Source organism: Serratia sp. CMO1 (assembly GCF_015689115.1).
Lineage (GTDB): Bacteria > Pseudomonadota > Gammaproteobacteria > Enterobacterales > Enterobacteriaceae > Serratia > Serratia marcescens.
Map to the genome: position 1 here is coordinate 4,477,296 of NZ_CP065032.1, position 25,076 is coordinate 4,502,371.

The window sequence follows — 25,076 nt, forward strand, 5'->3', positions numbered from 1 at the left end:
TCTAGCCCTGACGGATCTGTTCGCCGGTCAGAGCATCTCTGATTTCGGAAGGATTAAGACGGCCGCCTACCTTGCCGGCCAATACCGGGAAAGCCTCGCCAAATTGCCGTGTGACCTCATCCGCGCTGCGGCACGGTTCCAGCCCACTGAGATTGGCGCTGGTCGACACCAGCGGCTTGCCGTACTGCCGGCACAGCAACTGCACCAACGGATGATCGCTGACGCGCACCGCCAGTGAACTGAAACGCCCGGTCAACAAACGCGGCGTCTCCGGGCGAGCAGGCAATACCCAGGTTACCGGCCCAGGCCAGCTGGCGAACATCGTCGCGCGCTGCTGTTCGCTGAGCGTACTGTCGTCAATATAAGACTTAAGCTGCGCATAGTCGGCGGCGATCAGAATCAGCCCCTTTTCCCACGGCCGCTGTTTCAACGCCAGCAGCGCATTGATCGCCTGTTCGCTGTCAGGATCGCAACCCAGGCCGAATACCGCTTCGGTGGGATAGGCAATCACCTGCTGTTGATGCAAAGCATCGATGATAGATAAAAGGTTCGGGCTTAATTCTGAATTCATGATGTGATTATTCTGTAGTCGCAACGGGTTTCCCGCACAGCTTGCTGGCACAGCACAGGACGGGGCCTTTTGCCGTGCGCTTTTCCATCAGCAGCGGATAATGGCAATAGGCGCATTCACCGGCGACGGGTTTAACGTTGAGAGCAAACTGGCATTCCGGGTAACGATCGCAGGAGTGGAAAACCTTGCCGTAACGCGACTTGCGCTGCAACAGTTTGCCTTGGCCGCACTGCGGACAGGTAATGGCGGTTTCATCAGGCTTATCGATCACTTCAGTGTGATCGCACTGCGGATAATCGCTGCAGCCGATAAACATGCCATAGCGCCCCTGGCGCAGCACCAACGTCGCCTGACATTTCGGGCACGGTTGCCCGTCCAACACCTTGACGATATGGCCATCGGCCTGTGCTTTCAGCGGCCGAATATATTGGCATTCAGGATACTGGGAACAGCCGAGAAAAGGGCCGTGGCGACCGCTACGGATCACCAGCTCGGCCCCGCATTCCGGACAGGGTTCATTTTGCCTGGCGGCAAAAATCGCGTTTTTTGTCATAACGTCTTCTATGCGCGTTATCGGCTCAATGCAGATAACCTTCGTTCACTTCAAACAACAGTTCTTCCATTTGCTGATAGGCGCTTTCATATCCGGGGATATTAAACAGCACCATCAACACGACCCATTTCAGATCTTCGAGATCGAATTCCGCATTATCCAAAGCCATAACGCGGTCGATAACCATTTCACGGGTTTCGAGGTTCAATACCTGAATCTGTTCCAGGAACAGGAGAAAACCACGGCAGCCGGCGTCCAAACGCGCGCTTTCCTCTTCGGTATAGATCCGCATCGCCAGCGGATCGGCATCCATAAAGTAAGGCGCATTTTGACCTTCTTGCAGGTCAGCCAACTTCTCAAGCCAATTCAACGCGTTGTAGATATCATCCTGATGAAACCCCGCTTGGGCGAGATCATCGGTCAGTTGATCCTGATCGACGCGCATCTCTGGTTCATTGTGGATATAAGTTTCAAACAAGTACATGAGTACGTCGAACATGGCTTGCCCTCCTTAATCGGACATAGCCGCCGGGTACAGCTGCGATCCACCCTGCTAACTCCAGTTCGAGTAACTTGATTACCACCACTGGCACAGGTTGGCCGGCACGTTCAGCGACGACGTCAACAGGTGTCACCTCATCTCCTACGTTAGCCAACACATCGGCAAATGGCAATTCAACTTCAGCCTGCGACGCACAAATAGTTGTATTTTCGTTCAGTGGCAACCATTGGAGGCCGCTTCCCAGCAATTCGGCGATATCTTTCGGCCCGGTGACCAGATGCGCGCCCTGTTGGATCAGCCAGTGCGTGCCTTCGCTCATCGGGTTCCCTAACGGCCCCGGCAAGGCGAATACCTCACGCCCCTGCTCCAGCGCATAGCGAGCTGTCACCAGGGTACCGCTGCGCAACGAGGCTTCTATGACCAGAACGCCCTGGCTGAGCCCGCTGATAATACGGTTACGGCGAGGAAAATGGTCGGCCAGAGGCAAGTCGGTGACTAAATGATCTGAAATCACCGCACCGCCCTGCTCGACTATCTGCTCCGCGAGCCGGCGGTGCCGGCGCGGATAGATATTGCCCAGCCCGCTGCCCAACACCGCAATCGTGCAGCCACCGGCCGCCAGCGCCGCGCGATGGCAAATGCCGTCGATGCCGATCGCCAAACCGCTGGTGATGGTGAAACCGCAACGCGCCAATTCCTCGGCGAAATGGTGAGCCCAACGCTCGCCGTAGTGGCTGAACTGCCGGCAGCCCACCATGGCGAGCTGCGGGTGCGACAACGCCTGAGGATCGCCTTCGATCAGCAAAAATAGCGGCGCATCGTCGATCTGGGCCAGGCGTTCGGGATAACCGGCCGCCCCATAGTTCAGCATACGGTGCGCCGGCAGCTCCAACCAACGCAGGCTAGCCGACAGATAACCGGGATCCAACTGGTTGAACTGCGTCTGCTGCCGTTCGTTCAATCCCAGCTCATGCAGCACGCGGCGTGGTTCGCAATCCATTTGCGATAGCTGCTGCACGATCCGGCTGGCCACGACGGTCTGCAGCCCCGTTACCCCTCGCATCCGTAAAGCGATCTCTTCCGGCCGCATCGTCTGTTCCCTCAGCAAAAACGGTGGTATTACCAATCTGAGCAATTGGTGCACAATGCTGTCAATCAGGTCGGGAAATGTCTAGAATAGAGGTTAAACCTCGTTCATTACTCGGATACAGATCTAAAGATATATGTCAGTCTTGCAGGTATTACATTTCCCAGACGAGCGTCTGCGCAAAGTCGCAGCGCCGGTAAAAGAAGTCAATGCAGATATCCAGCGCATCGTGGATGATATGTTTGAAACCATGTACGCAGAGGAAGGCATTGGCCTGGCTGCGACTCAGGTGGATATCCATCAGCGCATTATCGTGATCGACGTCTCCGAGAATCGCGATCAGCGCCTGGTGTTGATCAACCCGGAGCTGCTGGAAAAAAGCGGCGAAACCGGCATCGAGGAAGGCTGTCTTTCCATTCCCGAGCAGCGTGCGTTAGTGCCGCGCGCCGCGCAGGTGAAGATCCGCGCACTGGATCGTGAAGGCAAACCTTTCGAGCTGGAAGCGGACGACCTGTTGGCGATCTGCATCCAGCACGAGATGGATCACCTGATGGGCAAACTGTTCGTCGATTACCTGTCGCCGCTCAAGCGTCAGCGCATTCGTCAGAAACTGGAAAAAATGGCCAAGCTTCAAGCCCGCGCCTAACCGATCAGGAAATCAACGTGTCTGACTCTTTACGGATTATTTTCGCCGGAACACCAGACTTCGCAGCGCGTCATCTTGACGCGCTGTTGTCATCTGAGCACCAGATTGTCGGCGTTTTTACCCAGCCCGACCGCCCGGCGGGCCGCGGCAACAAGCTGACGCCAAGCCCGGTCAAAGTGCTGGCCGAGCAACACCAACTGCCGGTATTTCAGCCCAAATCGCTGCGCCCCGAAGAGAACCAGCGCCTGGTGGCCGATCTCAACGCCGACGTGATGGTGGTGGTGGCCTACGGGCTGATCCTGCCGCAGGCGGTGCTGGATATGCCGCGTCTCGGTTGCATCAACGTACATGGCTCGCTGCTGCCTCGCTGGCGCGGCGCGGCGCCGATCCAGCGTTCGCTCTGGGCCGGTGACAGCGAAACCGGCGTGACCATCATGCAGATGGACGTCGGTCTCGATACCGGTGACATGATGCACAAGATTGCCTGCCAGATTGAGAGCAGCGATACCAGCGCCAGTCTCTACGACAAGCTGGCCCAGCTCGGCCCACAGGGCATGTTGACTACGCTGCGCCAAATGGCAGACGGCAGCGCCACCCGCGAAGTGCAGGACGAAGCGCTGGTCACCTACGCCGAGAAACTGAGCAAAGAAGAAGCCCGCCTGGACTGGACACTGTCCGCTGCCCAGTTGGAGCGCTGCATCCGCGCCTTCAACCCTTGGCCGGTCAGCTACTTCACCATCGACGATCAACCGGTGAAAGTGTGGCAGGCCAGCGTACTGGCACAAAGCGCCAACGCGGAGCCAGGCACCGTTGTCCATGCCGACAAGCACGGTATCCAGGTGGCGACTGCCGACGGTATCCTCAACCTGATCCAACTGCAGCCCGCCGGCAAGAAACCGATGTCGGCGCAAGACCTTTTAAATTCACGTCGTGAATGGTTTACCCCGGGTAACCGGCTGTAAGTCGCTCCACTGCCCGGCCGTTCATCGCCGGGCCGTTATTTTCTTAATGCCGATCGTTATCAGCTTCAGCCTATGAAAAATAATTACAATCTCCGCAGCATCGCTGCCAAAGCCATCGGCCAGGTGCTGGATCAGGGGCAGTCGCTCAGCACTGTCCTGCCGGCGCTGCAAACCTCCATCAGCGATAAAGATCGCGGATTGCTGCAGGAGCTGTGTTTCGGCACGTTGCGCGTGCTGCCGCAGCTCGAATGGTGCATTCAGCAATTGATGGCCAAGCCGCTGACCGGTAAGCAGCGTACGCTGCACTACTTGCTGATGCTCGGCCTGTATCAGTTGCTGTATACCCGCATCCCGGCGCACGCCGTGTTGGCGGAAACCGTGGAAGGCGCGGTGGCGCTGAAACGGCCGCAGTTAAAAGGCCTGATTAACGGCGTCTTGCGGCAATTCCAGCGCCAGCAGGAAGAGCTGCTGCAGCGCGCCTCTAACAATGACAGCCGCTATCTGCACCCGAGCTGGTTGCTGAAACGCATTCAACAAGCTTATCCCGCCAACTGGGAACAGATCGTCGACGCCAATAACCAGAAACCGCCGATGTGGCTGCGCGTCAACCGCCTGCATCACACCCGTGACGCTTATCTGCAGCTGCTGAACGACGCCGGCATCGCCGCGGAAACTCATTCAGACTATGCCGATGCGGTGCGTTTGCTGGCGCCTTGCGCCGTGACCGATCTGCCAGGGTTCGCCGAAGGCTGGGTCACCGTGCAAGATGCCTCAGCCCAGGGGTGTGTCGATCTGTTGGATCCGCAAGACGGCGAACAGATCCTCGACCTGTGCGCCGCACCCGGCGGCAAAACCACGCATATTCTGGAAGCGGCGCCGAAAGCGCACGTCATGGCGGTCGATATCGACGAACAGCGCCTGGCGCGAGTCAAAGAGAACCTGCAGCGTCTGCGTTTGCACGCAGAGGTTAAATTGGGCGATGGCCGCACTCCGCAGCAGTGGTGCGGGGACAAACAGTTCGATCGTATCCTGCTGGACGCGCCTTGTTCCGCCACCGGCGTGATCCGCCGTCACCCCGACATCAAATGGCTGCGCCGCGATCGCGACATCGCCGAACTCGCCGCACTGCAGGCAGAAATTCTGGAAGCCGTCTGGCCGCATCTAAAACCAGGCGGCGTGATGGTTTACGCCACCTGCTCTATCCTGCCGGATGAAAACAGCAGCCAGATCGCCGCGTTCTTGCAACGCCACGCCGATGCCAAGCTGGTTGAAACCGGCGATGCGCAACGGCCAGGGCGACAGAATATCCCGCATCCCGAGGACGGCGATGGCTTCTTTTACGCTAAGCTGATTAAAATGTAATGCTTCAGGGCGTGCGTGCGCGCCCTAAGTCTTTCAGTGTGAAGCAGAGAACACGATGAAAATAATTATTCTTGGTGCCGGTCAGGTTGGCGGGACGCTGGCGGAAAACCTGGTGGGTGAAAACAACGATATCACCGTCGTCGATACCGATTCCGGCCGCTTGCGCCAACTACAGGATAAATTCGATTTGCGGGTGGTTCAGGGACATGGTTCCCACCCTCGGGTGCTGCGCGAAGCCGGCGCAGAAGACGCCGACATGCTGGTCGCCGTCACCAACTCCGACGAAACCAACATGATCGCCTGCCAGATCGCCTATTCTCTGTTTAACACCCCCAACCGTATCGCCCGTATCCGCGCGCCGGAATATATCCGCGAGTCGGAAAAACTGTTCCTGCCGGAAGCGGTGCCAATCGACCATCTGATTTCGCCGGAGCAGCTGGTCATCGACTATATCTACAAGCTGATTGAATACCCTGGCGCCCTGCAGGTGGTTAACTTCGCCGAAGGCAAGGTCAGCATCGCCGCGGTTAAAGCCTATTACGGCGGCCCGCTGGTCGGCAATGCGCTCTCTTCAATGCGCGAGCATATGCCGCATATCGACACCCGCGTCGCCGCTATTTTCCGCCAGGACAGACCGATCCGTCCGCAGGGCTCGACCATTATCGAAGCAGGCGATGAAGTTTTCTTCGTCGCCGCCTCACAGCATATCCGCGCGGTGATGAGCGAACTGCAGCGGCTGGAAAAACCCTATAAGCGCATCATGATCGTCGGCGGCGGCAACGTCGGCGCCGGCCTGGCCGCCAAACTGGAAAAAGACTACAACGTCAAACTGATCGAGCGGAATCAGCAACGCGCCGCCGAACTGGCCGAACAGCTGCACGATACCATCGTGTTCTACGGCGATGCCTCCGATCAGGAGCTGCTGGCCGAAGAGCACGTCGAGCAGGTGGATGTTTTCATCGCCATCACCAACGACGATGAGGCCAACATCATGTCCGCCATGCTGGCTAAGCGCATGGGCGCCAAGAAGGTGATGGTGCTGATCCAGCGCCGCGCCTATGTCGACCTGGTGCAGGGCAGCGTGATTGATATCGCCATTTCACCGCAGCAGGCGACCATCTCCGCCCTGTTGGGGCACGTGCGCAAAGCGGATATCGTCAGCGTTTCGTCGCTGCGCCGCGGCGTGGCGGAAGCGATCGAGGCGATTGCACACGGCGATGAAAGCACGTCCAAAGTGGTCGGCCGCATCGTCGAAGATATCAAGTTGCCACCGGGGACGACCATCGGTGCGATCGTGCGTGGCGATGACGTGATCATTGCCAACGGCAACAGCAAAATCGAACAGGGCGATCACGTCATCATGTTTATTACTGACAAGAAATTCGTGCCTGACGTTGAACGCTTGTTCCAACCGAGCCCGTTCTTCTTGTAGAACGAATTTATTTGGCTATGGTCTATAATCGCGTGGTTGTTCTCTGCCTTGGGAGGAGATAAAACTTCTCTCCTTTTGTGGCAAAGGGAAATTGCTTTGTTAAACTTGAGTTATTAATTCTGCAAGGGGTGCGTTCTATGAGTATGTTGAAAGAGTTTCGCGAATTTGCCATGCGTGGCAACGTGGTCGATCTGGCCGTCGGTGTGATTATCGGTGCCGCATTCGGCAAGATTGTTTCGTCCTTCGTGGCTGATATCATCATGCCACCACTGGGCTTACTGATCGGCGGCGTCGACTTTAAACAGTTCCATCTGGTGTTACGCGAAGCTCAGGGCGCCGTACCGGCGGTGGTAATGAACTATGGTTCATTCATCCAAACCGTATTCGACTTCGTGATTGTCGCCTTCGCCATCTTCCTGGCGATTAAATTGATGAACAAAATGCGCCGCAAACAGGAAGAAGCGCCCGCAGCGCCGCCGGCACCTACCGCAGAAGAGAAACTGCTGACGGAAATCCGTGATTTGCTGAGCCAGCAACAGCAGCCAAAACTGTAAGACAGCGTTTGGTTATGCCAATAAAAAGCCACCTGATGAAGGTGGCTTTTTTAATGCCTTAAAACCAGAAGGCCAATGGTAAATTATCGCTTGATAGTTTACCACTGGCCTCCCAGTTACCGCCTTTGTTGTATTTTTCTTTACGCCGATAGCTGCCTTTGCCTTTCACATTCTTTTCTACCCGCTGACGGAATAGCGGATCATGCAGCAGCGCCTCAATGGCGTTAGCTTGAATCTGACCTTTGGTGTGACGATATTTCGTCATGATAATGCTCCTGTAAAAGGTAGGGTAATAAAACGAGCCGATAATACTGCCGGCAATATAAAAATTAAAGTGCCGTCAGCAACCTTTTTTGCCTTTATCATCGCTGGCGCCCTGTTCCAAGGCTTCCAGAATAGAACAATAGTTGCTGGTATGGGCAGTGCCGCAGCAGGCGTCGCTCAAGCGTTTCAACGATTCGCGCATGCGAGTCAGCTCCGCCAACTTACTTTCCACTTCGCTCAGGCGAGCATCGACGATCGACTTCGACTCCTGGCAGGTATGATGTTCAGGATCAACCCGGATCGACAGCAGTTCGGCGATCGTTTCCAGAGTAAAGCCCAACTGTTTGGCATAGCGAATAAAACGCAGCCGCTGCAGATCCTGCTCGGTGTAGAGTCGATAACCGCCCTCTGTGCGGACATTGTGATCCATCATGCCCTGCTTTTCATAGTAACGCACGGTATCCGGCGTCACTTCGGCAAGCTTGGCCAACTGACCTATCTTGAACATTACTTCTCCTCCCGAGTGAATTTACCGTCCAGCGCGCGCTGATATTCGCCATGCAAGAAATCGGTGCTCATCCCAGCCTGACGCAACCGATGTTCCAGCAGTGCCATGCGCTTGCTGAGATCGACATAGTCCGGATGCTCACTGTTGATCCCTTGCAGTAAGTGAGCAACGGTCAACGCCTCTTTGCGATCTTCCAGCGCCGGCGGCAGGTAACCGGAATTTTTCAGCAGACGGTAACCGGCGCGCAGCTCAGCAGGCACCGCGCTGTCATCGTCCAGCACCAGCGGTTGGCCCTGGCCGGGCAGATTGTCGAACTCGCCTTTATCCTGGGCATCAAGGATATGACGTTCCGCCCATTGGTCAAGCAACCCCATAACAGACCGTCTCAGTGAGCCTATTGAATGAGTCTTAGCATAACGGATAGGGGCGAGGATCTTAAGCACGGCGGGGGAATTGAGCACATTTGGCGGGATTTGGGCGTAAAAAAACCGGGCAAGCCCGGTTTTTTTACGCGTCTACAGATTACTCTGCAGTTGCTACTTCTGCTTGAGACTCAGCACGATCAACCAGCTCGATGTATGCCATCGGCGCGTTGTCGCCTGCGCGGAAGCCACACTTCAGAATGCGAGTGTAACCACCGGCACGGCTCGCGAAACGCGGGCCCAGCTCGTTAAACAGTTTTGCCACGATCTCGTTATCACGAGTACGGGCGAATGCCAGACGACGATTAGCTACGCTGTCGGTCTTGGCAAGAGTAATCAGCGGCTCAACAACGCGACGCAGCTCTTTTGCTTTTGGCAGGGTCGTCTTGATGATCTCATGACGAACCAAAGAGCCGGCCATGTTACGGAACATAGCCTGGCGATGGCTGCTGTTACGGTTCAGTTGACGACCACTCTTACGATGGCGCATGACCTTATCCTTCTCAGTAAAACCTTAACCTGTGATCCGGTTACTCGTCAGCAATGCTTGCCGGCGGCCAGTTTTCCAGGCGCATGCCCAGAGACAGACCACGTGAGGCCAGCACGTCTTTAATCTCGGTAAGAGATTTTTTACCCAGGTTTGGCGTTTTCAGCAACTCAACCTCGGTACGCTGTACCAGATCACCGATGTAGTGGATAGCTTCTGCCTTGAGGCAGTTAGCAGAGCGGACAGTCAATTCCAGATCGTCAACAGGGCGCAGCAAGATCGGATCGAATTCCGGTTTCTCTTCTTTAACTTCCGGCTGACGCACATCACGCAGGTCAACGAAAGCTTCAAGTTGTTCAGCCAGAATGGTGGCCGCACGGCGGATCGCCTCTTCAGGATCGATCGTGCCATTGGTCTCCATTTCGATGACCAGCTTATCCAAGTCAGTACGCTGTTCTACACGCGCAGCTTCAACATTGTAGGCGATACGCTCTACAGGGCTGTAGCAGGCGTCAACCAACAGACGACCGATTGGGCGCTCATCTTCTTCCGAATGAATTCGGGCAGAAGCCGGCACATAACCGCGACCGCGCTGAACTTTGATACGCATGCTGATAGCCGCGTTCTCATCAGTCAGGTGGCAAATCACGTGCTGAGGCTTGACGATTTCGACATCACCATCATGGGTGATGTCGGCAGCGGTCACAGGGCCAATGCCAGATTTATTCAGGGTAAGAATAACTTCGTCTTTGCCTTGAACTCTCACCGCCAGCCCTTTCAGGTTGAGCAGGATCTCCAGGATATCTTCCTGTACGCCTTCTTTGGTGCTGTACTCATGCAGTACACCATCAATCTCAACCTCGGTCACCGCGCAACCCGGCATAGATGAAAGCAGAATACGGCGCAGTGCGTTGCCAAGAGTATGGCCAAAGCCACGCTCTAAAGGCTCAAGGGTCACCTTGGCGTGCGTCGAACTGACTTGCTCGATATCTACCAGGCGCGGTTTTAGAAACTCTGTCACAGAACCCTGCATTGTGTCCTCTCTTTGGTACTAAGCTTTACTTGGAGTAAAGCTCGACGATCAGGTGTTCGTTAATGTCCGCAGACAGATCGGTACGTTCAGGCATACGCTTGAACACGCCTTCCATCTTAGCAGCATCAACTTCCAGCCAAGTCGGCTTTTCACGCTGCTCAGCCAGCTCCAGAGAAGCTTTAACACGAGACTGCTTTTTAGCTTTCTCGCGGATGCTGACTACGTCATTCGGAGATACCTGATAAGAAGCGATGTTAACAACGCGACCGTTTACCATAACTGCTTTGTGGCTAACCAGCTGACGTGACTCTGCACGAGTAGCGCCGAAGCCCATACGGTAAACAACGTTGTCCAGACGACCTTCCAGCAGCTGCAACAGGTTTTCACCGGTGTTGCCCTTCAGGCGGGTTGCTTCTTTGTAATAGTTGCGGAATTGACGCTCCAGAATGCCGTACATACGACGAACTTTCTGCTTCTCACGCAACTGAACACCGTAATCAGACAGACGCGGTTTACGCGCACCGTGCTGACCAGGTGCTTGTTCAATTTTACACTTGGAATCGATCGCGCGAACGCCAGACTTAAGGAACAGGTCTGTGCCCTCACGACGGCTCAGCTTGAGCTTAGGACCCAAATATCTTGCCATTTTCTTTCTCCAACAATCCTAAAAGCTGCGTTACACGCGGCGCTTTTTCGGCGGACGACAACCGTTATGAGGGATCGGAGTCACATCAGTAATGTTAGTGATGCGGAAACCAGCCGCGTTCAGAGCGCGGATAGTAGACTCACGACCAGGACCAGGTCCTTTAACCATAACTTCCAGGTTCTTGATACCGTATTCTTTCACTGCGTCAGCACAACGTTCTGCTGCAACCTGTGCTGCGAACGGAGTGGACTTACGAGAACCACGGAAACCGGAACCACCGGCTGTTGCCCAACCCAAAGCATTACCCTGACGATCAGTGATGGTAACGATGGTGTTGTTGAAAGAAGCATGGATATGAGCCACGCCGTCAGAGACTTGCTTTCTTACACGCTTACGTGTACGAACAGGTGCCTTTGCCATTATTCAATAACCCCGATTATTTCTTGATCGGCTTGCGCGGACCCTTACGGGTACGAGCGTTGGTCTTGGTGCGCTGACCGCGTACCGGCAGACCACGACGATGACGCAAACCACGATAGCAACCAAGGTCCATAAGACGCTTGATGCTCAGGGTAATTTCACGACGCAAATCACCCTCAACGGTGTATTTGGCAACTGCATCACGAAGCTTTTCGATTTGCTCTTCAGACAGCTCACTGATCTTAACATTTTCAGCAATACCCGTGGATGCACAGATAGCCTGTGAACGGGTTTTACCGATACCGAAGATCGACGTTAAGGCGATAACGGTATGTTTATGATCAGGAATGTTAATGCCTGCTATACGGGCCACTATGCACTCCTACTATTTTATACAGCAACACCATTCTGAAAAGCCCGTTTTCAGGATACTCAAATAATGTTGCAGTGCGACATACAAAAGATTGGCTGGCTAATCTAGCCAGCTCAACCCAACTTTGCAAGAAAAATATGCGAGATAATCAGCCTTGACGCTGTTTATGCTTCGGCTCGGCGCTGCAAATCACACGAACGACACCGTTACGCTTAACGATTTTGCAGTTACGACATAATTTCTTGACGGAAGCACGAACTTTCATTTTTACTCTCCGTAACTTCTCAAACGAATCTGACTAGCGGTTATAGCCTTTCAGATTTGCTTTCTTCAATGCAGACTCGTACTGACTTGACATCATCAGAGTTTGCACTTGAGCCATAAAGTCCATGATGACGACAACCACGATCAGTAGCGAGGTACCACCAAAGTAGAATGGTACTTTCATTGCATCACGCATGAACTCCGGGATCAGGCAGATGAAAGTAATGTACATCGCGCCCACCAGGGTTAAACGCGTCATTACTTTATCGATATACTTCGCCGTTTGCTCTCCCGGACGAATTCCTGGTACGAAGGCACCGGACTTCTTCAGGTTATCTGCTGTCTCACGCGGGTTGAAGACCAACGCCGTGTAGAAGAAACAGAAGAAGATGATTGCAGACGCATAGAGTAACACATAAAGCGGTTGCCCTGGCTGCAAATACAGCGAAATCGTAGTCAGCCAGTTCCAACCGGTACCGCCCCCAAACCATGATGCAATCGTGGCCGGGAACAGAATAATGCTGGAAGCGAAAATCGCCGGGATAACACCCGCCATGTTCACTTTCAACGGTAAGTGTGTACTCTGTGCTGCATAAACACGACGACCTTGTTGACGCTTCGCATAGTTAACGACGATACGACGTTGACCACGCTCGATGAAAACAACGAAGAAGGTTACTGCAAACACCAATACTGCAACCAACAGCAGCAGGAGGAAGTGCAGGTCGCCTTGCCGCGCTTGCTCGATAGTATGGGCCACTGCCGGCGGGAGCCCCGCTACAATACCCGCGAAGATAATGATCGAGATACCGTTGCCGATACCGCGCTCAGTAATCTGCTCACCCAACCACATCAGGAACATTGTCCCGGTTACCAGGCTCACAACCGCAGTAAAGTAGAATGCAAAGCCTGGGTTTAACACCAGGCCCTGCATACCAGGCATATTCGGCAGACCGGTAGCAATACCGATCGACTGGAATATGGCCAATACCAGCGTACCGTAGCGGGTGTACTGGCTAATCTTGCGACGGCCAGCCTCCCCTTCTTTCTTGATTTCCGCCAACGCTGGATGAACCACCGTCAGCAGCTGGATAATGATCGACGCCGAGATATACGGCATGATCCCCAGAGCAAAGATAGAAGCACGGCTGAGGGCACCACCAGAGAACATGTTAAACATTTCAATGATAGTGCCTCTCTGCTGCTCAAGCAATTTGGCAAGCACAGTGGCATAGATACCAGGAATCGGAATGAAAGAGCCGATGCGGAAGACAATCAGCGCGCCGATGACAAACAAAAGTCTGCGCTTCAGCTCGCCGAGCCCGCCTTTAGCACTTTGAAAATCTAATCCTGGTTGCTTAGCCATCTGCTACTTATTCCTCAATTTTACCGCCAGCAGCCTCGATAGCAGCACGAGCGCCTTTGGTGACACGCAGACCACGCAGGGTTACCGGACGAGCGACTTCGCCAGAAAGTACAACTTTCGCGAATTCGATCTGGACACCAACTACGTTAGCGGCTTTCAGCGCGTTCAGGTCGATAACATCGCCTTCAACCAGAGCCAGTTCAGACAGACGAACTTCTGCCGTGATCATCGCTTTGCGTGAAGTGAAGCCGAATTTCGGCAGACGACGGTACAGAGGCATCTGACCACCTTCGAAACCACGACGTACGCCACCGCCAGAACGAGACTTCTGACCTTTGTGACCACGGCCGCCGGTTTTACCCAGGCCAGAACCAATACCACGACCTACACGCTTAGGCGCATGCTTGGCACCTTCAGCCGGAGACAGAGTATTTAAACGCATCTGTTACTCCTCAACTTTAACCATGTAGGAAACCAGGTTGACCATACCGCGAACAGCAGGAGTATCCTCGCGCTCTACGGTGTGACCAATACGACGCAGACCCAGACCGAGCAGAGTAGCTTTATGCTTCGGCAGACGGCCAATTGAGCTGCGAGTTTGTGTAACTTTAATAGTCTTAGCCATGGTCAATTACCCCAGAATGTCGGCAACGGATTTACCACGCTTAGCAGCGACCATTTCAGGAGACTTCATATTCGCCAGAGCGTCGATAGTTGCACGAACCACGTTGATCGGGTTGGTGGAACCATAAGCTTTAGCCAATACGTTGTGCACCCCAGCAACTTCGAGAACGGCGCGCATTGCACCGCCCGCGATGATACCGGTACCTTCATGAGCAGGCTGCATGAACACGCGAGAACCCGTGTGAGCGCCCTTAACAGGGTGCTGCAGGGTGCCGCTGTTCAGCGCGACGTTCATCATGTTGCGACGGGCTTTTTCCATCGCTTTCTGGATCGCTGCTGGAACTTCGCGTGCTTTGCCGTAGCCAAAACCAACGCGACCGTTACCATCACCAACTACAGTCAGTGCGGTAAAGCTGAAAATACGGCCACCTTTTACGGTTTTAGATACGCGGTTTACCGCGATCAGCTTTTCCTGCAGTTCGCCAGCTTGTTTTTCGATGTGAGCCATCTTAAACCTCTTCCTTAGAACTGAAGGCCAGCTTCACGGGCAGCATCTGCCAGTGCCTGGACTCGACCATGATATTGGAAACCGGAACGGTCAAAGGATACTTTCGCAATCCCTTTTTCCAACGCGCGCTCAGCCAGAGCTTTACCTACGGCTGCTGCTGCGTCTTTGTTACCGGAATACTTCAGTTGCTCCGCGATAGCTTTTTCTAAAGTAGAAGCGGCTACCAGTACTTCAGAACCGTTTGGAGCAATCACCTGTGCGTAAATGTGACGCGGGGTACGATGTACCACCAGGCGGGTTGCACCCAGCTCTTGGAGCTTGCGGCGTGCGCGGGTCGCACGACGGATACGAGCAGATTTCTTATCCATAGTGTTACCTTACTTCTTCTTAGCCTCTTTGGTACGCACGACTTCGTCGGCGTAACGAACACCCTTGCCTTTGTAAGGCTCAGGACGACGGTAAGCGCGCAGATCTGCTGCTACCTGGCCAATTACCTGCTTATCAGCGCCTTTCAGCACGATTTCAGTTTGGCTTGGGCATTCAGCAGTGATACCTGCCGGCAGCTGGTGATCGATAGGGTGAGAGAAGCCCAGGGCCAAATTCACCACGTTGCCTTTAACGGCAGCACGATAACCAACACCTACCAGTTGAAGCTTCTTGGTGAAGCCTTCGGTAACACCAACAACCATTGCGTTCAGCAGAGCGCGCGTGGTACCCGCTTGGGCCCATGCGTTAGCAAAACCTTCGCGCGGAGCGAAAGTCAGTGCGTTAGCTTCTTGCTTCACTTCAACGGCGTCGTGGATAGTACGAGTCAACTCGCCGTTTTTACCCTTAATCGAAATAACCTGACCGTTGAGTTTTACCTCTACGCCGGCAGGAATGACGACGGGTGCTTTTGCAACACGAGACATTCTTTCCTCCCGAATTAAGCTACGTAGCAGATAATCTCGCCACCCAGACCAGCCTGGCGAGCTGCACGATCGGTCATAACACCTTTAGAGGTAGAAACAACAGCGATACCCAAACCGGCCATAACTTTTGGCAGCTCATCTTTTTTCTTGTAGATGCGCAGACCTGGACGGCTGATACGTTGAATGCTTTCTACCACAGCTTTGCCCTGGAAGTACTTCAGTACCAGTTCCAGAACAGGCTTGGCGTCGCCTTCGATTTTGAAATCTTCAATAAAACCTTCTTCCTTCAGCACGTTGGCAATTGCCACTTTCAGCTTGGAGGAAGGCATGGTGACCGCAACTTTGTTCGCGGCTTGACCGTTACGGATACGGGTCAGCATATCCGCGATCGGATCTTGCATGCTCATCTGTCTTTACTCCCGTGATTCAATTGGTAATTACCAGCTAGCCTTTTTCAAGCCTGGTACTTCACCGCGCATAGCGGCTTCACGAAGCTTAATACGGCTCAACCCGAATTTGCCCACATAACCATGTGGACGGCCAGTTTGGCGGCAGCGTTTACGCTGACGAGACGGGCTGGAATCACGCGGCAGAGTTTGCAGCTTGAGAACGGCATTCCAACGATCTTCATCGGATGCGTTCACATCAGAGATAATAGCTTTCAGTTCAGCGCGTTTTGCAAAGAACTTGTCAGCTAATTTCACGCGCTTGACTTCGCGTGCTTTCATTGATTGCTTAGCCATCAGTAACCCTGCCTTACTTGCGGAACGGGAAGTTAAAAGCAGCCAGCAGCGCGCGGCCTTCATCATCAGATTTCGCAGTAGTGGTAATGGTAATATCCAAACCACGAACGCGATCGACTTTGTCGTAGTCGATTTCTGGGAAGATGATTTGCTCACGCACGCCCATGCTGTAGTTGCCACGGCCATCGAATGACTTGGCGGACAGGCCACGGAAGTCACGGATACGTGGAACAGCAATGGAGATCAGACGCTCAAAGAACTCCCACATGCGTTCGCCACGCAGAGTTACTTTACAGCCGATCGGATAGCCCTGACGGATTTTGAAGCCTGCAACGGATTTGCGGGCTTTGGTGATCAACGGTTTTTGACCGGAGATAGCTGCCAGGTCCGCTGCGGCGTTATCCAGCAGTTTCTTGTCAGCAATCGCTTCACCAACACCCATGTTCAGGGTGATCTTCTCGACCCGAGGGACTTGCATGACAGAGTTGTAATCAAACTGAGACATCAGTTGTTTGACTACCTCGTCTTTGTAGTAATCATGCAGTTTCGCCATCGTATTACTCCAAATTACTTGATAGTTTCGCTGTTAGACTTGAAGAAACGGACTTTTTTGCCGTCTTCGAATCTAAAGCCTACACGGTCAGCCTTGCCGGTAGCCGCGTTGAAGATAGCAATGTTAGAAACCTGAATTGCAGCTTCTTTCTCAACAATGCCGCCTGGTTGGTTCAGAGCCGGAACCGGCTTCTGGTGTTTCTTAACCAGGTTGATGCCTTCAACAATGACCTTGCCAGCAGACAGGACATTTTTTACTTTACCGCGCTTACCTTTGTCTTTCCCGGTAATCACGATAACTTCGTCATCACGACGGATCTTCGCTGCCATGTTCGCTCCTTAGAGTACTTCTGGTGCCAGAGAGATAATTTTCATGAACTTCTCATTACGCAGTTCACGAGTTACCGGCCCAAAAATACGCGTACCGATTGGCTGCTCGCTGTTATTGTTCAAAATAACGCATGCATTGCCATCGAAGCGAATGACAGAACCGTCCGGGCGACGTACACCCTTCTTGGTGCGCACCACTACCGCCTTCAGAACATCGCCTTTCTTCACCTTACCGCGAGGAATTGCTTCCTTGATGGTAATTTTGATGATGTCGCCGACGCCTGCGTAGCGACGGTGCGAGCCACCTAGAACCTTGATACACATTACGCGACGTGCACCGGAGTTGTCGGCGACGTTCAGCATAGTCTGTTCTTGGATCATTTTAGTGCTCCGCTAATGTCAACTACTACTTTAAAGACCCAAGTAAAAATTAGGCCGTTGAAAAGCCCCATAACCGAGGGCGCAGCATTATAACACCGCTTACTTGGTATGGGTAGAAAAAATAAACGGCTCATTTTCTGAGCCGTTTATTAAGTGAGAGCCAGCTACTCTATTACAGAATCGCTTTCTCTACAACGCGAACCAACGTCCAGGACTTGGTCTTGGACAGTGGGCGGCATTCGCGGATTTCCACCACGTCGCCGGTACCACATTCGTTGTTCTCGTCATGTACGTGCAGCTTGGTCGTACGTTTGATGAATTTCCCGTAGATCGGGTGCTTCACAGTACGCTCGATATCAACAACGATGGATTTCTCCATTTTATCGCTAACAACACGACCCTGCAGGGTACGGATAACTTCAGTCATTTACACACCCGCCTTTTGAGTCAGTAAAGTCTTAACGCGTGCGACGTCACGACGCACTTGTTTCAACAGGTGAGTTTGTTGCAGCTGGCCACTGGCCGCCTGCATGCGCAAGTTGAATTGCTCACGCAGCAGGTTGAGCAGCTCGGCATTCAGCTCTTCAACGCTTTTTTCACGCAGCTCTTGTGCTTTCATTACATCACCGTCTTAGTTACAAAGGTGGTTTTGATCGGCAGTTTCGCTGCTGCCAGTTTGAATGCCTCGCGGGCAACCTCTTCTGGCACGCCGTCCATTTCGTACAGGACCTTACCAGGCTGGATCAGGGCAACCCAATACTCCACGTTACCCTTACCTTTACCCATACGCACTTCCAGCGGCTTCTCGGTGATCGGTTTGTCCGGGAATACACGGATCCAGATCTTGCCTTGACGCTTAACTGCACGAGTCATTGCACGACGAGCTGCTTCGATTTGACGAGCAGTCAGACGGCCACGGCCAACAGCTTTCAGACCGAAAGTGCCGAAGCTAACATCCGTACCTTGCGCCAGACCACGGTTGCGGCCCTTGTGCACCTTACGGAATTTTGTACGCTTTGGTTGTAACATCAGCGACTCTCCTTACTTGCGGCCTTTACGCTGCTGCTTTTTAGGTTGAGCAGCCGGTTCCGGTTGTTCAACTGCAGCCATACCACCCAGGATCTCACCTTTGAAGATCCATACCTTAACGCCGATTACACCATAAGTGGTGTGCGCTTCAGATGTGTTGTAGTCGATGTCCGCACGCAGAGTGTGCAATGGAACACGACCTTCGCGGTACCATTCGGTACGTGCGATTTCAGCGCCGCCAAGACGGCCGCTTACTTCAACTTTGATACCTTTAGCGCCAAGACGCATTGCGTTCTGTACTGCACGCTTCATAGCACGACGGAACATAACGCGACGTTCCAGCTGAGAAGTGATGCTGTCAGCAACCAATTTAGCGTCGAGTTCCGGTTTACGGACTTCGGCGATGTTGATCTGTGCAGGAACGCCAGCGATGTCCGCTACGACCTTGCGCAGTTTTTCGACGTCTTCACCTTTCTTGCCGATAACGATGCCTGGGCGAGCAGTGTGAATGGTCACACGGATGCTCTTCGCAGGACGCTCGATAACGATGCGAGAAACGGAAGCTTTCGACAGTTCCTTAGTCAGGAATTGACGAACTTTAAAGTCGCTGTCCAGGTTGTCAGCGAATTCTTTGGTATTCGCATACCAAGTAGAGTTCCAAGGTTTGACAATACCCAGGCGAATACCATTAGGATGTACTTTCTGACCCATTGCTAGTCTCCAGAGTCTCAGCGATCGGACACAACCACATTAATGTGGCTGGTGCGCTTCAGGATGCGATCTGCACGACCTTTTGCACGCGGCATAATGCGCTTCATGCTTGGGCCTTCGTCTACGAAGATTTTCGTAACTTTCAGATCATCGATGTCAGCGCCATCGTTGTGTTCTGCGTTAGCAATGGCAGACTCCAGCACTTTCTTAACCAGACCAGCAGCTTTCTTGTTGGTGTAGGTCAGAGTTTCCAGAGCTTGCGACACTTTCTTACCGCGAATCAGGTCAGCAACAAGGCGAACCTTCTGAGCAGAAGAACGAGCGTGGCGATGTTTAGCGATAGTTTCCATCTCTTCCTCCTACCTTAGCGCTTTTTAGCTTTTTTATCAGCCGCATGGCCGCGATAAGTACGAGTCGGCGCGAATTCACCCAGTTTGTGACCGACCATTTCATCGGAAACGAACACTGGTACGTGCTGACGACCATTATGGACAGCGATGGTCAAACCGATCATGTTAGGAAAGATCGTTGAACGACGGGACCAAGTGCGCAAAGGCTTCTTGTCACCGCTTTCCACCGCTTTCTCTACCTTCTTCAGCAAGTGCAGGTCAATAAAAGGACCTTTCTTGAGAGAACGTGGCATGGCTTATCCTCTAATTATTTTTTGCTACGGCGACGTACGATGAACTTATCAGTACGCTTGTTGCTACGGGTCTTCTTACCTTTGGTCTGAACGCCCCACGGAGTTACCGGGTGCTTACCAAAGTTACGACCTTCACCACCACCGTGCGGGTGATCTACCGGGTTCATCGCCGTACCGCGAACGGTAGGACGAACACCACGCCAACGTGCAGCACCTGCTTTACCCAGAACGCGAAGCATGTGTTCAGCGTTACCGACTTCACCCAGGGTGGCGCGGCAATCAGCTGGAACTTTACGCATTTCGCCGGAGCGCAGACGCAGAGTTACGTAGGAACCATCACGAGCAACGATCTGAACGTAGGCACCAGCGGAGCGAGCCATCTGGCCGCCTTTGCCTGGTTTCATTTCTACGTTGTGAACCGTTGAACCAACTGGAATGTTGCGCATCGGCAGGGTGTTACCCGCTTTGATTGCAGCATCAACGCCAGATTGAATCTGGTCACCAGCTTTCAGGCCTTTCGGCGCCAGGATGTAACGGCGTTCGCCGTCTTTGTACAGAACCAGCGCGATGTTCGCGGAACGGTTCGGATCGTACTCCAGACGCTCAACCACAGCAGGGATACCGTCTTTGTTGCGCTTGAAGTCAACCAGACGATAATGTTGCTTGTGGCCACCACCGATATGACGGGTGGTGATACGGCCATTGTTGTTACGACCACCGCTTTTGCTCAGTTTTTCCAGCAGCGGGGCATAAGGTTTACCCTTGTGCAGCTCAGGGTTAACCACTTTAACAACGTGGCGACGACCCGGAGATGTAGGTTTACATTTAACAATTGCCATTGTTCTTACTCCTCCGACTTACTCTGCGCCGCCGATGAAGTCCAGATTCTGGCCTTCTTTCAGGGTGACGTAAGCTTTTTTCCAGTCGCTACGACGACCAACACGCTGACCGTGACGCTTCACTTTCCCTTTAACTACCAGGGTGTTCACGTCTTTGACTTCGACTTCAAACAGTTTCTGCACTGCAGCTTTGATTTCTGCTTTGGTCGCGTCTTTGGCAACTTTGAGAACGATGGTGTTGCTTTTTTCCATCGCAGCGGATGCTTTTTCAGATACGTGCGGTGCACGCAGCACTTTCAGCAAACGTTCTTCACGGATCATGCCAGCATCTCCTCAACTTGCTTCACAGCATCAGCAGTCATAACCACTTTGTCGAAGGCGATCAGGCTAACCGGATCGATACCTGCTACATCGCGCACGTCAACCTTGTACAGGTTGCGAGCTGCCAGGAACAGATTCTCATCCAGTTCACCGGTCACGATCAGCACGTCTTCCAGAGCCATATCTTTCAGTTTCTGTGCCAGCAGCTTAGTTTTAGGCGCTTCTACAGAGAACTTCTCGACAACGATCAGACGATCTTGACGTACCAGTTCGGACAGGATGCTTTTCAGCGCGCCGCGGTACATCTTTTTGTTTACTTTCTGACTGTGGTCCTGTGGCTTAGCAGCAAAGGTCACGCCGCCTGAACGCCAGATCGGGCTCTTTACAGAACCTGAACGCGCACGGCCGGTGCCTTTCTGACGCCATGGCTTTTTGCCGGAACCAGTTACTTCAGCACGGGTCTTCTGAGCACGAGTACCTTGACGGGCACCTGCTGCATAAGCAACAACAACCTGGTGTACCAGCGCTTCGTTGAAATCACGACCGAAGGTAGTTTCGGAAACAGTCAGCGCGCTTTGCGCGTCTTTCAATACTAATTCCATTGCTATCCCCTTACGCCTTAACAGCTGGTTTAACGATCAGGTTGCCACCGGTTGCGCCCGGTACAGCACCCTTAACCAGCAGCAGGTTGCGCTCAGCGTCAACACGTACTACGTCCAGGCTTTGAACGGTTACGCGCTCATCACCCAGGTGGCCAGCCATTTTCTTGCCTTTGAACACTTTGCCCGGAGTCTGGTTCTGACCGATAGAACCCGGAACGCGGTGAGACAAGGAGTTACCGTGGGTAGCGTCTTGGGTACGGAAGTTCCAGCGCTTAACAGTGCCAGCAAAACCTTTACCTTTAGAAGTACCGGTAACATCGACTTTTTTAACGTCAGCGAAGATTTCTACGCTAATTTCCTGACCTGCAGCGAATTCTTGACCTTCTTCCAGGCGGAATTCCCACAGACCACGGCCAGCTTCAACGCCAGCTTTAGCGAAATGGCCCGCTTCCGGCTTGGTTACACGGTTAGCTTTTTTGCTACCAGTGGTAACCTGAACGGCACGGTAACCGTCGGTGTCCAGGCTTTTAACCTGAGTCACGCGGTTCGCTTCAATTTCAATTACGGTTACTGGGATAGAAACGCCATCTTCAGTGAAGATACGGGTCATACCCACTTTTTTACCGACTAAACCAATCATTGTTTCAACCTCTCAATCGCTCAATGACCTGATTAACCCAGGCTGATCTGCACGTCTACACCGGCAGCCAGATCCAGACGCATCAGAGCATCAACGGTTTTCTCGGTTGGCTCAACGATGTCAACCAGACGCTTGTGAGTGCGAATCTCGTACTGATCGCGCGCGTCTTTGTTGACGTGCGGAGAGATCAGAACGGTAAAGCGCTCTTTGCGAGTTGGCAGCGGGATCGGACCACGGACTTGCGCACCAGTGCGCTTTGCAGTCTCGACGATTTCCGCGGTTGATTGATCGATCAGACGATGATCAAACGCTTTCAGGCGGATACGGATTCTTTGGTTCTGCATGAGACCAGAGCTCCAATTATTTATAAACGTAAATAATTACTCCTCACACCCATTTCGATTGATGGGGGAGTGTAATCGTCAACATATAACCCCCATATCGGGAGTATTGTTCGAAAGGCAAAAAAGGCCTGCCAATCGACTGATTCGCTAAAATCAGGCTTACCAAGATTAGGTAAGCCCGCGCATTATACGCAAAATGGCCCAGGAAGCAAGCCGCAGTTGGAAATATGCTCAGGAAATCGTCATTTTTGCGCTTTCAGCGACGGTCACGGGATGAAGGCGGCGATCAAGGTATGAATTATGCTTGGCGGGCAGCTCCCCTGCCCCACCGTAAAAACGGTCACCGGCAGGAGAGGCGATGACGAACGGAAGGCAGGCTTACTCTTTGCGCTCTAAAATCTGGGCCTGGGCATAGTTTTGAATGCCGAGGCGAGCGATCAGATCCAGCTCGGTTTCCAGCCAGTCGATATGCTCTTCTTCATCGGCCAGAATGTCGATCATCAAATCACGGCTGACATAATCGTGAATCGAGTCGGCGTAGGCGATACCTTCGCGCAGGTTCTTGGCACCCGCCAATTCCAGCGCCAGATCGGAACGCAGCATCTCTTCAATGTCTTCGCCGATGTTCAGCTTGCCGAGGTCTTGCAGATTAGGTATTCCTTCCAGGAACAGGATGCGTTCAATGTAGCGATCGGCATGTTTCATTTCGTCGATCGACTCGTGGTATTCCTTATCGTTGAGGCGCATTAAACCCCAATTCTTGAACATGCGGGCGTGCAGGAAATATTGATTGATGGCAACCAGCTCGTTGCCGAGCAGTTTGTTGAGGTGAGCAATGATCTTTTTATCGCCTTTCATAGGTAACTCCTCCTGGCCAGTTCTAAAAGTGTAGAACCTGTAAGCCAAGAGTCAAAAATAACCTTACCCTTTGTTAGGCAACTTCATGCATTGGGATGATAGTTCCGCGTTCCTCCACCATAATCTGTCTTGCCTGACGAATGCACTTTCCACAATCGGTACCAATCGGCACAAGTTCACGCAGTTGCTTCATGGTATGGGGGTTGTGCTGACGCACCGCATTACGGATCGCTTTGTCAGTCACCGCATTACACAGACATACATACATAGAGAGACTCACTTCTTAACCAATGCATTGAGTCTAAATAGGAATGGTTTTTATTTCAATTAAGATTTGTACAAATTGCATAAAAAAAGGGCACCTAAGTGCCCTTTTTTGTGTCGAAAAATTATTCGCGATTAAGCGATAACTTTAGCAACAACACCAGCGCCTACAGTACGGCCGCCTTCACGGATTGCGAAACGCAGACCGTCATCCATCGCGATTGGGTGAATCAGGGTTACAACCATGTTCACGTTGTCGCCTGGCATTACCATCTCTACGCCTTCTGGCAGTTCGATGGTACCGGTCACGTCAGTGGTACGGAAGTAGAACTGTGGACGGTAGCCTTTGAAGAATGGCGTGTGACGACCACCTTCATCTTTGCTCAGGATGTACACTTCAGATTCGAACTGGGTGTGCGGCTTGATGGAGCCTGGCTTAGCCAGTACCTGACCACGTTCGATTTCTTCACGTTTGATACCACGCAGCAGAACACCTACGTTCTCACCAGCACGGCCTTCGTCCAGCAGTTTGCGGAACATTTCAACGCCAGTACAGGTAGACTTAACGGTGTCTTTGATACCAACGATTTCAACTTCTTCGCCAACTTTGATGATACCGCGCTCAACACGACCGGTAACAACGGTACCACGACCGGAGATGGAGAATACGTCTTCGATTGGCAGCAGGAACGGCTTGTCGATAGCACGCTCTGGCTCTGGGATGTAGCTGTCCAGGGCTTCGGCCAGTTCGATGATTTTCGCTTCCCACTCAGCTTCGCCTTCCAGCGCTTTCAGCGCGGAACCGCGGATTACTGGCAGGTCGTCGCCTGGGAAGTCGTAAGCGGACAGCAGTTCGCGAACTTCCATTTCTACCAGTTCCAGCAGCTCTTCATCATCTACCATGTCGCATTTGTTCATGAATACGATGATGAAAGGAACGCCAACCTGACGACCCAGCAGGATGTGCTCACGAGTCTGAGGCATTGGGCCGTCAGTCGCAGCTACTACCAGGATCGCGCCGTCCATCTGAGCAGCACCGGTGATCATGTTTTTCACGTAGTCGGCGTGCCCTGGGCAGTCAACGTGCGCGTAGTGACGAGTCGGGGTGTCATACTCAACGTGAGAGGTGTTGATGGTGATACCACGAGCTTTTTCTTCTGGCGCGTTATCGATCTGGTCGAAAGCACGTGCAGAACCGCCGTAGGTTTTAGCCAGTACGGTAGTGATCGCTGCAGTCAGGGTAGTTTTACCGTGGTCAACGTGGCCGATAGTACCAACGTTAACGTGCGGTTTTGTACGTTCAAATTTTTCTTTAGACACGGCT

Annotated in this window: 43 protein-coding genes; 5 read left to right on the forward strand and 38 right to left on the reverse strand. The window is 53.0% G+C overall.

The genetic code is table 11. The features are described 5' to 3' along the window. Window position 1: 1 nt before the first annotated feature. The 4 genes from tsaC to dprA are packed head-to-tail and all read right to left on the reverse strand — an operon-like array spanning window position 2 to window position 2,716. Window positions 2-571 carry an L-threonylcarbamoyladenylate synthase type 1 TsaC gene (tsaC, locus tag IT763_RS21270; protein WP_049299067.1) on the reverse strand — a complete coding sequence of 190 codons (570 nt, stop codon included), beginning with the start codon at window positions 569-571 and terminating at the stop codon, window positions 2-4. 7 nt (window positions 572-578) lie between these two features. Then, complete coding sequence (locus IT763_RS21275; RefSeq protein WP_025304489.1) at window positions 579-1,124, reverse strand: type I DNA topoisomerase; 546 nt, start codon at window positions 1,122-1,124, stop codon at window positions 579-581. Window positions 1,125-1,149: 25 nt separating this feature from the next. Then, window positions 1,150-1,623, reverse strand: coding sequence for a DUF494 family protein Smg (gene smg, locus IT763_RS21280; RefSeq protein WP_004929707.1), 474 nt, complete (start codon window positions 1,621-1,623; stop codon window positions 1,150-1,152). Then, window positions 1,595-2,716 carry a DNA-protecting protein DprA gene (gene dprA, locus IT763_RS21285; protein ID WP_206194986.1) on the reverse strand — a complete coding sequence of 374 codons (1,122 nt, stop codon included), beginning with the start codon at window positions 2,714-2,716 and terminating at the stop codon, window positions 1,595-1,597. Before dprA ends, smg begins: the two co-directional genes overlap by 29 nt. 133 nt (window positions 2,717-2,849) lie before the next feature. Here dprA and def point away from each other — a divergent pair, with 133 nt between their 5' ends. From def to mscL, 5 genes are all read left to right on the forward strand, one after another. Beyond that, window positions 2,850-3,359: a peptide deformylase gene (gene def / locus IT763_RS21290; protein WP_015379260.1), complete on the forward strand. Its 510-nt coding sequence runs from the start codon at window positions 2,850-2,852 to the stop codon at window positions 3,357-3,359. Window positions 3,360-3,376: 17 nt separating this feature from the next. After that, window positions 3,377-4,321, forward strand: a complete 945-nt coding sequence (gene fmt, locus IT763_RS21295; RefSeq protein ID WP_115436583.1) for a methionyl-tRNA formyltransferase — start codon at window positions 3,377-3,379, stop codon at window positions 4,319-4,321. A 72-nt stretch (window positions 4,322-4,393) separates the two neighbouring features. Further along, window positions 4,394-5,683, forward strand: coding sequence for a 16S rRNA (cytosine(967)-C(5))-methyltransferase RsmB (rsmB, locus tag IT763_RS21300; protein WP_206194987.1), 1,290 nt, complete (start codon window positions 4,394-4,396; stop codon window positions 5,681-5,683). A 55-nt stretch (window positions 5,684-5,738) separates the two neighbouring features. After that, window positions 5,739-7,115 (forward strand): Trk system potassium transporter TrkA, encoded by a 1,377-nt coding sequence (trkA, locus tag IT763_RS21305; protein WP_004929716.1) that lies wholly within the window; start codon window positions 5,739-5,741, stop codon window positions 7,113-7,115. 137 nt (window positions 7,116-7,252) lie between these two features. Next, window positions 7,253-7,669, forward strand: coding sequence for a large-conductance mechanosensitive channel protein MscL (gene mscL, locus IT763_RS21310; RefSeq protein WP_025304493.1), 417 nt, complete (start codon window positions 7,253-7,255; stop codon window positions 7,667-7,669). A 58-nt stretch (window positions 7,670-7,727) separates the two neighbouring features. On the opposite strand, the gene IT763_RS21315 is transcribed toward mscL, so the two are convergent. The 34 genes from IT763_RS21315 to tuf form a co-directional block, all read right to left on the reverse strand. Next, window positions 7,728-7,934 (reverse strand): alternative ribosome-rescue factor A, encoded by a 207-nt coding sequence (locus IT763_RS21315; RefSeq protein ID WP_206194988.1) that lies wholly within the window; start codon window positions 7,932-7,934, stop codon window positions 7,728-7,730. A 75-nt stretch (window positions 7,935-8,009) separates the two neighbouring features. After that, window positions 8,010-8,441, reverse strand: a complete 432-nt coding sequence (gene zntR, locus IT763_RS21320) for a Zn(2+)-responsive transcriptional regulator (RefSeq protein WP_016930321.1) — start codon at window positions 8,439-8,441, stop codon at window positions 8,010-8,012. Continuing rightward, entirely contained in the window at window positions 8,441-8,815 is a 375-nt protein-coding gene (locus IT763_RS21325; RefSeq protein ID WP_143778642.1) for a DUF1992 domain-containing protein, read from the reverse strand. Before IT763_RS21325 ends, zntR begins: the two co-directional genes overlap by 1 nt. Before the next feature lie 148 nt (window positions 8,816-8,963). Then, window positions 8,964-9,353 (reverse strand): 50S ribosomal protein L17, encoded by a 390-nt coding sequence (gene rplQ / locus IT763_RS21330; protein ID WP_004929726.1) that lies wholly within the window; start codon window positions 9,351-9,353, stop codon window positions 8,964-8,966. A 40-nt stretch (window positions 9,354-9,393) separates the two neighbouring features. Beyond that, window positions 9,394-10,383: a DNA-directed RNA polymerase subunit alpha gene (gene rpoA, locus IT763_RS21335; protein ID WP_002919219.1), complete on the reverse strand. Its 990-nt coding sequence runs from the start codon at window positions 10,381-10,383 to the stop codon at window positions 9,394-9,396. A 25-nt stretch (window positions 10,384-10,408) separates the two neighbouring features. After that, entirely contained in the window at window positions 10,409-11,029 is a 621-nt protein-coding gene (gene rpsD / locus IT763_RS21340) for a 30S ribosomal protein S4 (RefSeq protein ID WP_004929729.1), read from the reverse strand. A gap of 30 nt (window positions 11,030-11,059) precedes the next feature. Continuing rightward, on the reverse strand, window positions 11,060-11,449 hold the full coding sequence (gene rpsK / locus IT763_RS21345) for a 30S ribosomal protein S11 (protein WP_004929731.1): 390 nt from the start codon (window positions 11,447-11,449) through the stop codon (window positions 11,060-11,062). Between the two features lie 16 nt (window positions 11,450-11,465). Then, complete coding sequence (gene rpsM / locus IT763_RS21350; RefSeq protein WP_004929734.1) at window positions 11,466-11,822, reverse strand: 30S ribosomal protein S13; 357 nt, start codon at window positions 11,820-11,822, stop codon at window positions 11,466-11,468. Window positions 11,823-11,970: 148 nt separating this feature from the next. Beyond that, entirely contained in the window at window positions 11,971-12,087 is a 117-nt protein-coding gene (rpmJ, locus tag IT763_RS21355; protein WP_002227352.1) for a 50S ribosomal protein L36, read from the reverse strand. Window positions 12,088-12,120: 33 nt separating this feature from the next. Beyond that, the gene (gene secY, locus IT763_RS21360) at window positions 12,121-13,452 is read right to left on the reverse strand and encodes a preprotein translocase subunit SecY (RefSeq protein ID WP_206194989.1); all 1,332 of its coding nucleotides are present in this window, start codon (window positions 13,450-13,452) and stop codon (window positions 12,121-12,123) included. Between the two features lie 7 nt (window positions 13,453-13,459). Then, window positions 13,460-13,894 carry a 50S ribosomal protein L15 gene (gene rplO, locus IT763_RS21365; protein ID WP_004929742.1) on the reverse strand — a complete coding sequence of 145 codons (435 nt, stop codon included), beginning with the start codon at window positions 13,892-13,894 and terminating at the stop codon, window positions 13,460-13,462. A 3-nt stretch (window positions 13,895-13,897) separates the two neighbouring features. Continuing rightward, window positions 13,898-14,077, reverse strand: a complete 180-nt coding sequence (gene rpmD, locus IT763_RS21370) for a 50S ribosomal protein L30 (protein ID WP_048232028.1) — start codon at window positions 14,075-14,077, stop codon at window positions 13,898-13,900. A gap of 6 nt (window positions 14,078-14,083) precedes the next feature. After that, complete coding sequence (rpsE, locus tag IT763_RS21375; protein ID WP_004929747.1) at window positions 14,084-14,584, reverse strand: 30S ribosomal protein S5; 501 nt, start codon at window positions 14,582-14,584, stop codon at window positions 14,084-14,086. Window positions 14,585-14,598: 14 nt separating this feature from the next. Continuing rightward, complete coding sequence (gene rplR, locus IT763_RS21380; protein WP_004929748.1) at window positions 14,599-14,952, reverse strand: 50S ribosomal protein L18; 354 nt, start codon at window positions 14,950-14,952, stop codon at window positions 14,599-14,601. Between the two features lie 9 nt (window positions 14,953-14,961). Then, a complete protein-coding gene (rplF, locus tag IT763_RS21385; protein ID WP_004929751.1) occupies window positions 14,962-15,495 on the reverse strand; it encodes a 50S ribosomal protein L6 in 534 nt (177 codons plus the stop codon). Window positions 15,496-15,509: 14 nt separating this feature from the next. Beyond that, window positions 15,510-15,902, reverse strand: a complete 393-nt coding sequence (rpsH, locus tag IT763_RS21390) for a 30S ribosomal protein S8 (RefSeq protein ID WP_004929753.1) — start codon at window positions 15,900-15,902, stop codon at window positions 15,510-15,512. Window positions 15,903-15,932: 30 nt separating this feature from the next. Beyond that, complete coding sequence (gene rpsN / locus IT763_RS21395) at window positions 15,933-16,238, reverse strand: 30S ribosomal protein S14 (RefSeq protein ID WP_004929754.1); 306 nt, start codon at window positions 16,236-16,238, stop codon at window positions 15,933-15,935. A gap of 13 nt (window positions 16,239-16,251) precedes the next feature. Next, window positions 16,252-16,791 carry a 50S ribosomal protein L5 gene (rplE, locus tag IT763_RS21400; protein WP_004929756.1) on the reverse strand — a complete coding sequence of 180 codons (540 nt, stop codon included), beginning with the start codon at window positions 16,789-16,791 and terminating at the stop codon, window positions 16,252-16,254. A gap of 14 nt (window positions 16,792-16,805) precedes the next feature. Beyond that, entirely contained in the window at window positions 16,806-17,120 is a 315-nt protein-coding gene (gene rplX, locus IT763_RS21405) for a 50S ribosomal protein L24 (protein ID WP_004929758.1), read from the reverse strand. A 9-nt stretch (window positions 17,121-17,129) separates the two neighbouring features. Next, a complete protein-coding gene (rplN, locus tag IT763_RS21410; RefSeq protein ID WP_000613954.1) occupies window positions 17,130-17,501 on the reverse strand; it encodes a 50S ribosomal protein L14 in 372 nt (123 codons plus the stop codon). Window positions 17,502-17,673: 172 nt separating this feature from the next. Beyond that, on the reverse strand, window positions 17,674-17,928 hold the full coding sequence (gene rpsQ, locus IT763_RS21415; protein ID WP_206194990.1) for a 30S ribosomal protein S17: 255 nt from the start codon (window positions 17,926-17,928) through the stop codon (window positions 17,674-17,676). Beyond that, the gene (gene rpmC / locus IT763_RS21420) at window positions 17,929-18,120 is read right to left on the reverse strand and encodes a 50S ribosomal protein L29 (RefSeq protein ID WP_004929762.1); all 192 of its coding nucleotides are present in this window, start codon (window positions 18,118-18,120) and stop codon (window positions 17,929-17,931) included. Continuing rightward, complete coding sequence (gene rplP / locus IT763_RS21425) at window positions 18,120-18,530, reverse strand: 50S ribosomal protein L16 (protein WP_004929764.1); 411 nt, start codon at window positions 18,528-18,530, stop codon at window positions 18,120-18,122. Before rplP ends, rpmC begins: the two co-directional genes overlap by 1 nt. 12 nt (window positions 18,531-18,542) lie before the next feature. After that, on the reverse strand, window positions 18,543-19,241 hold the full coding sequence (gene rpsC, locus IT763_RS21430) for a 30S ribosomal protein S3 (RefSeq protein WP_004929766.1): 699 nt from the start codon (window positions 19,239-19,241) through the stop codon (window positions 18,543-18,545). Between the two features lie 17 nt (window positions 19,242-19,258). Beyond that, a complete protein-coding gene (rplV, locus tag IT763_RS21435; RefSeq protein WP_206194991.1) occupies window positions 19,259-19,591 on the reverse strand; it encodes a 50S ribosomal protein L22 in 333 nt (110 codons plus the stop codon). Between the two features lie 14 nt (window positions 19,592-19,605). After that, window positions 19,606-19,884 carry a 30S ribosomal protein S19 gene (gene rpsS, locus IT763_RS21440; protein ID WP_004929772.1) on the reverse strand — a complete coding sequence of 93 codons (279 nt, stop codon included), beginning with the start codon at window positions 19,882-19,884 and terminating at the stop codon, window positions 19,606-19,608. A 14-nt stretch (window positions 19,885-19,898) separates the two neighbouring features. Beyond that, window positions 19,899-20,723, reverse strand: coding sequence for a 50S ribosomal protein L2 (gene rplB / locus IT763_RS21445; RefSeq protein WP_004929775.1), 825 nt, complete (start codon window positions 20,721-20,723; stop codon window positions 19,899-19,901). 18 nt (window positions 20,724-20,741) lie between these two features. Then, window positions 20,742-21,044, reverse strand: coding sequence for a 50S ribosomal protein L23 (gene rplW, locus IT763_RS21450; protein WP_004929776.1), 303 nt, complete (start codon window positions 21,042-21,044; stop codon window positions 20,742-20,744). Further along, window positions 21,041-21,646, reverse strand: coding sequence for a 50S ribosomal protein L4 (rplD, locus tag IT763_RS21455; RefSeq protein ID WP_004929779.1), 606 nt, complete (start codon window positions 21,644-21,646; stop codon window positions 21,041-21,043). The genes rplW and rplD overlap by 4 nt, the downstream gene beginning before the upstream one ends. Window positions 21,647-21,656: 10 nt before the next feature. Continuing rightward, window positions 21,657-22,286, reverse strand: coding sequence for a 50S ribosomal protein L3 (gene rplC, locus IT763_RS21460; protein ID WP_015379265.1), 630 nt, complete (start codon window positions 22,284-22,286; stop codon window positions 21,657-21,659). Window positions 22,287-22,318: 32 nt separating this feature from the next. After that, window positions 22,319-22,630, reverse strand: a complete 312-nt coding sequence (gene rpsJ, locus IT763_RS21465) for a 30S ribosomal protein S10 (protein ID WP_001181005.1) — start codon at window positions 22,628-22,630, stop codon at window positions 22,319-22,321. A 378-nt stretch (window positions 22,631-23,008) separates the two neighbouring features. Then, a complete protein-coding gene (gene bfr, locus IT763_RS21470; RefSeq protein WP_004929784.1) occupies window positions 23,009-23,488 on the reverse strand; it encodes a bacterioferritin in 480 nt (159 codons plus the stop codon). Between the two features lie 73 nt (window positions 23,489-23,561). After that, entirely contained in the window at window positions 23,562-23,756 is a 195-nt protein-coding gene (bfd, locus tag IT763_RS21475) for a bacterioferritin-associated ferredoxin (RefSeq protein ID WP_015379266.1), read from the reverse strand. A 131-nt stretch (window positions 23,757-23,887) separates the two neighbouring features. Beyond that, window positions 23,888-25,072 (reverse strand): elongation factor Tu, encoded by a 1,185-nt coding sequence (gene tuf / locus IT763_RS21480; protein WP_015376315.1) that lies wholly within the window; start codon window positions 25,070-25,072, stop codon window positions 23,888-23,890. Window positions 25,073-25,076: the final 4 nt, after the last annotated feature.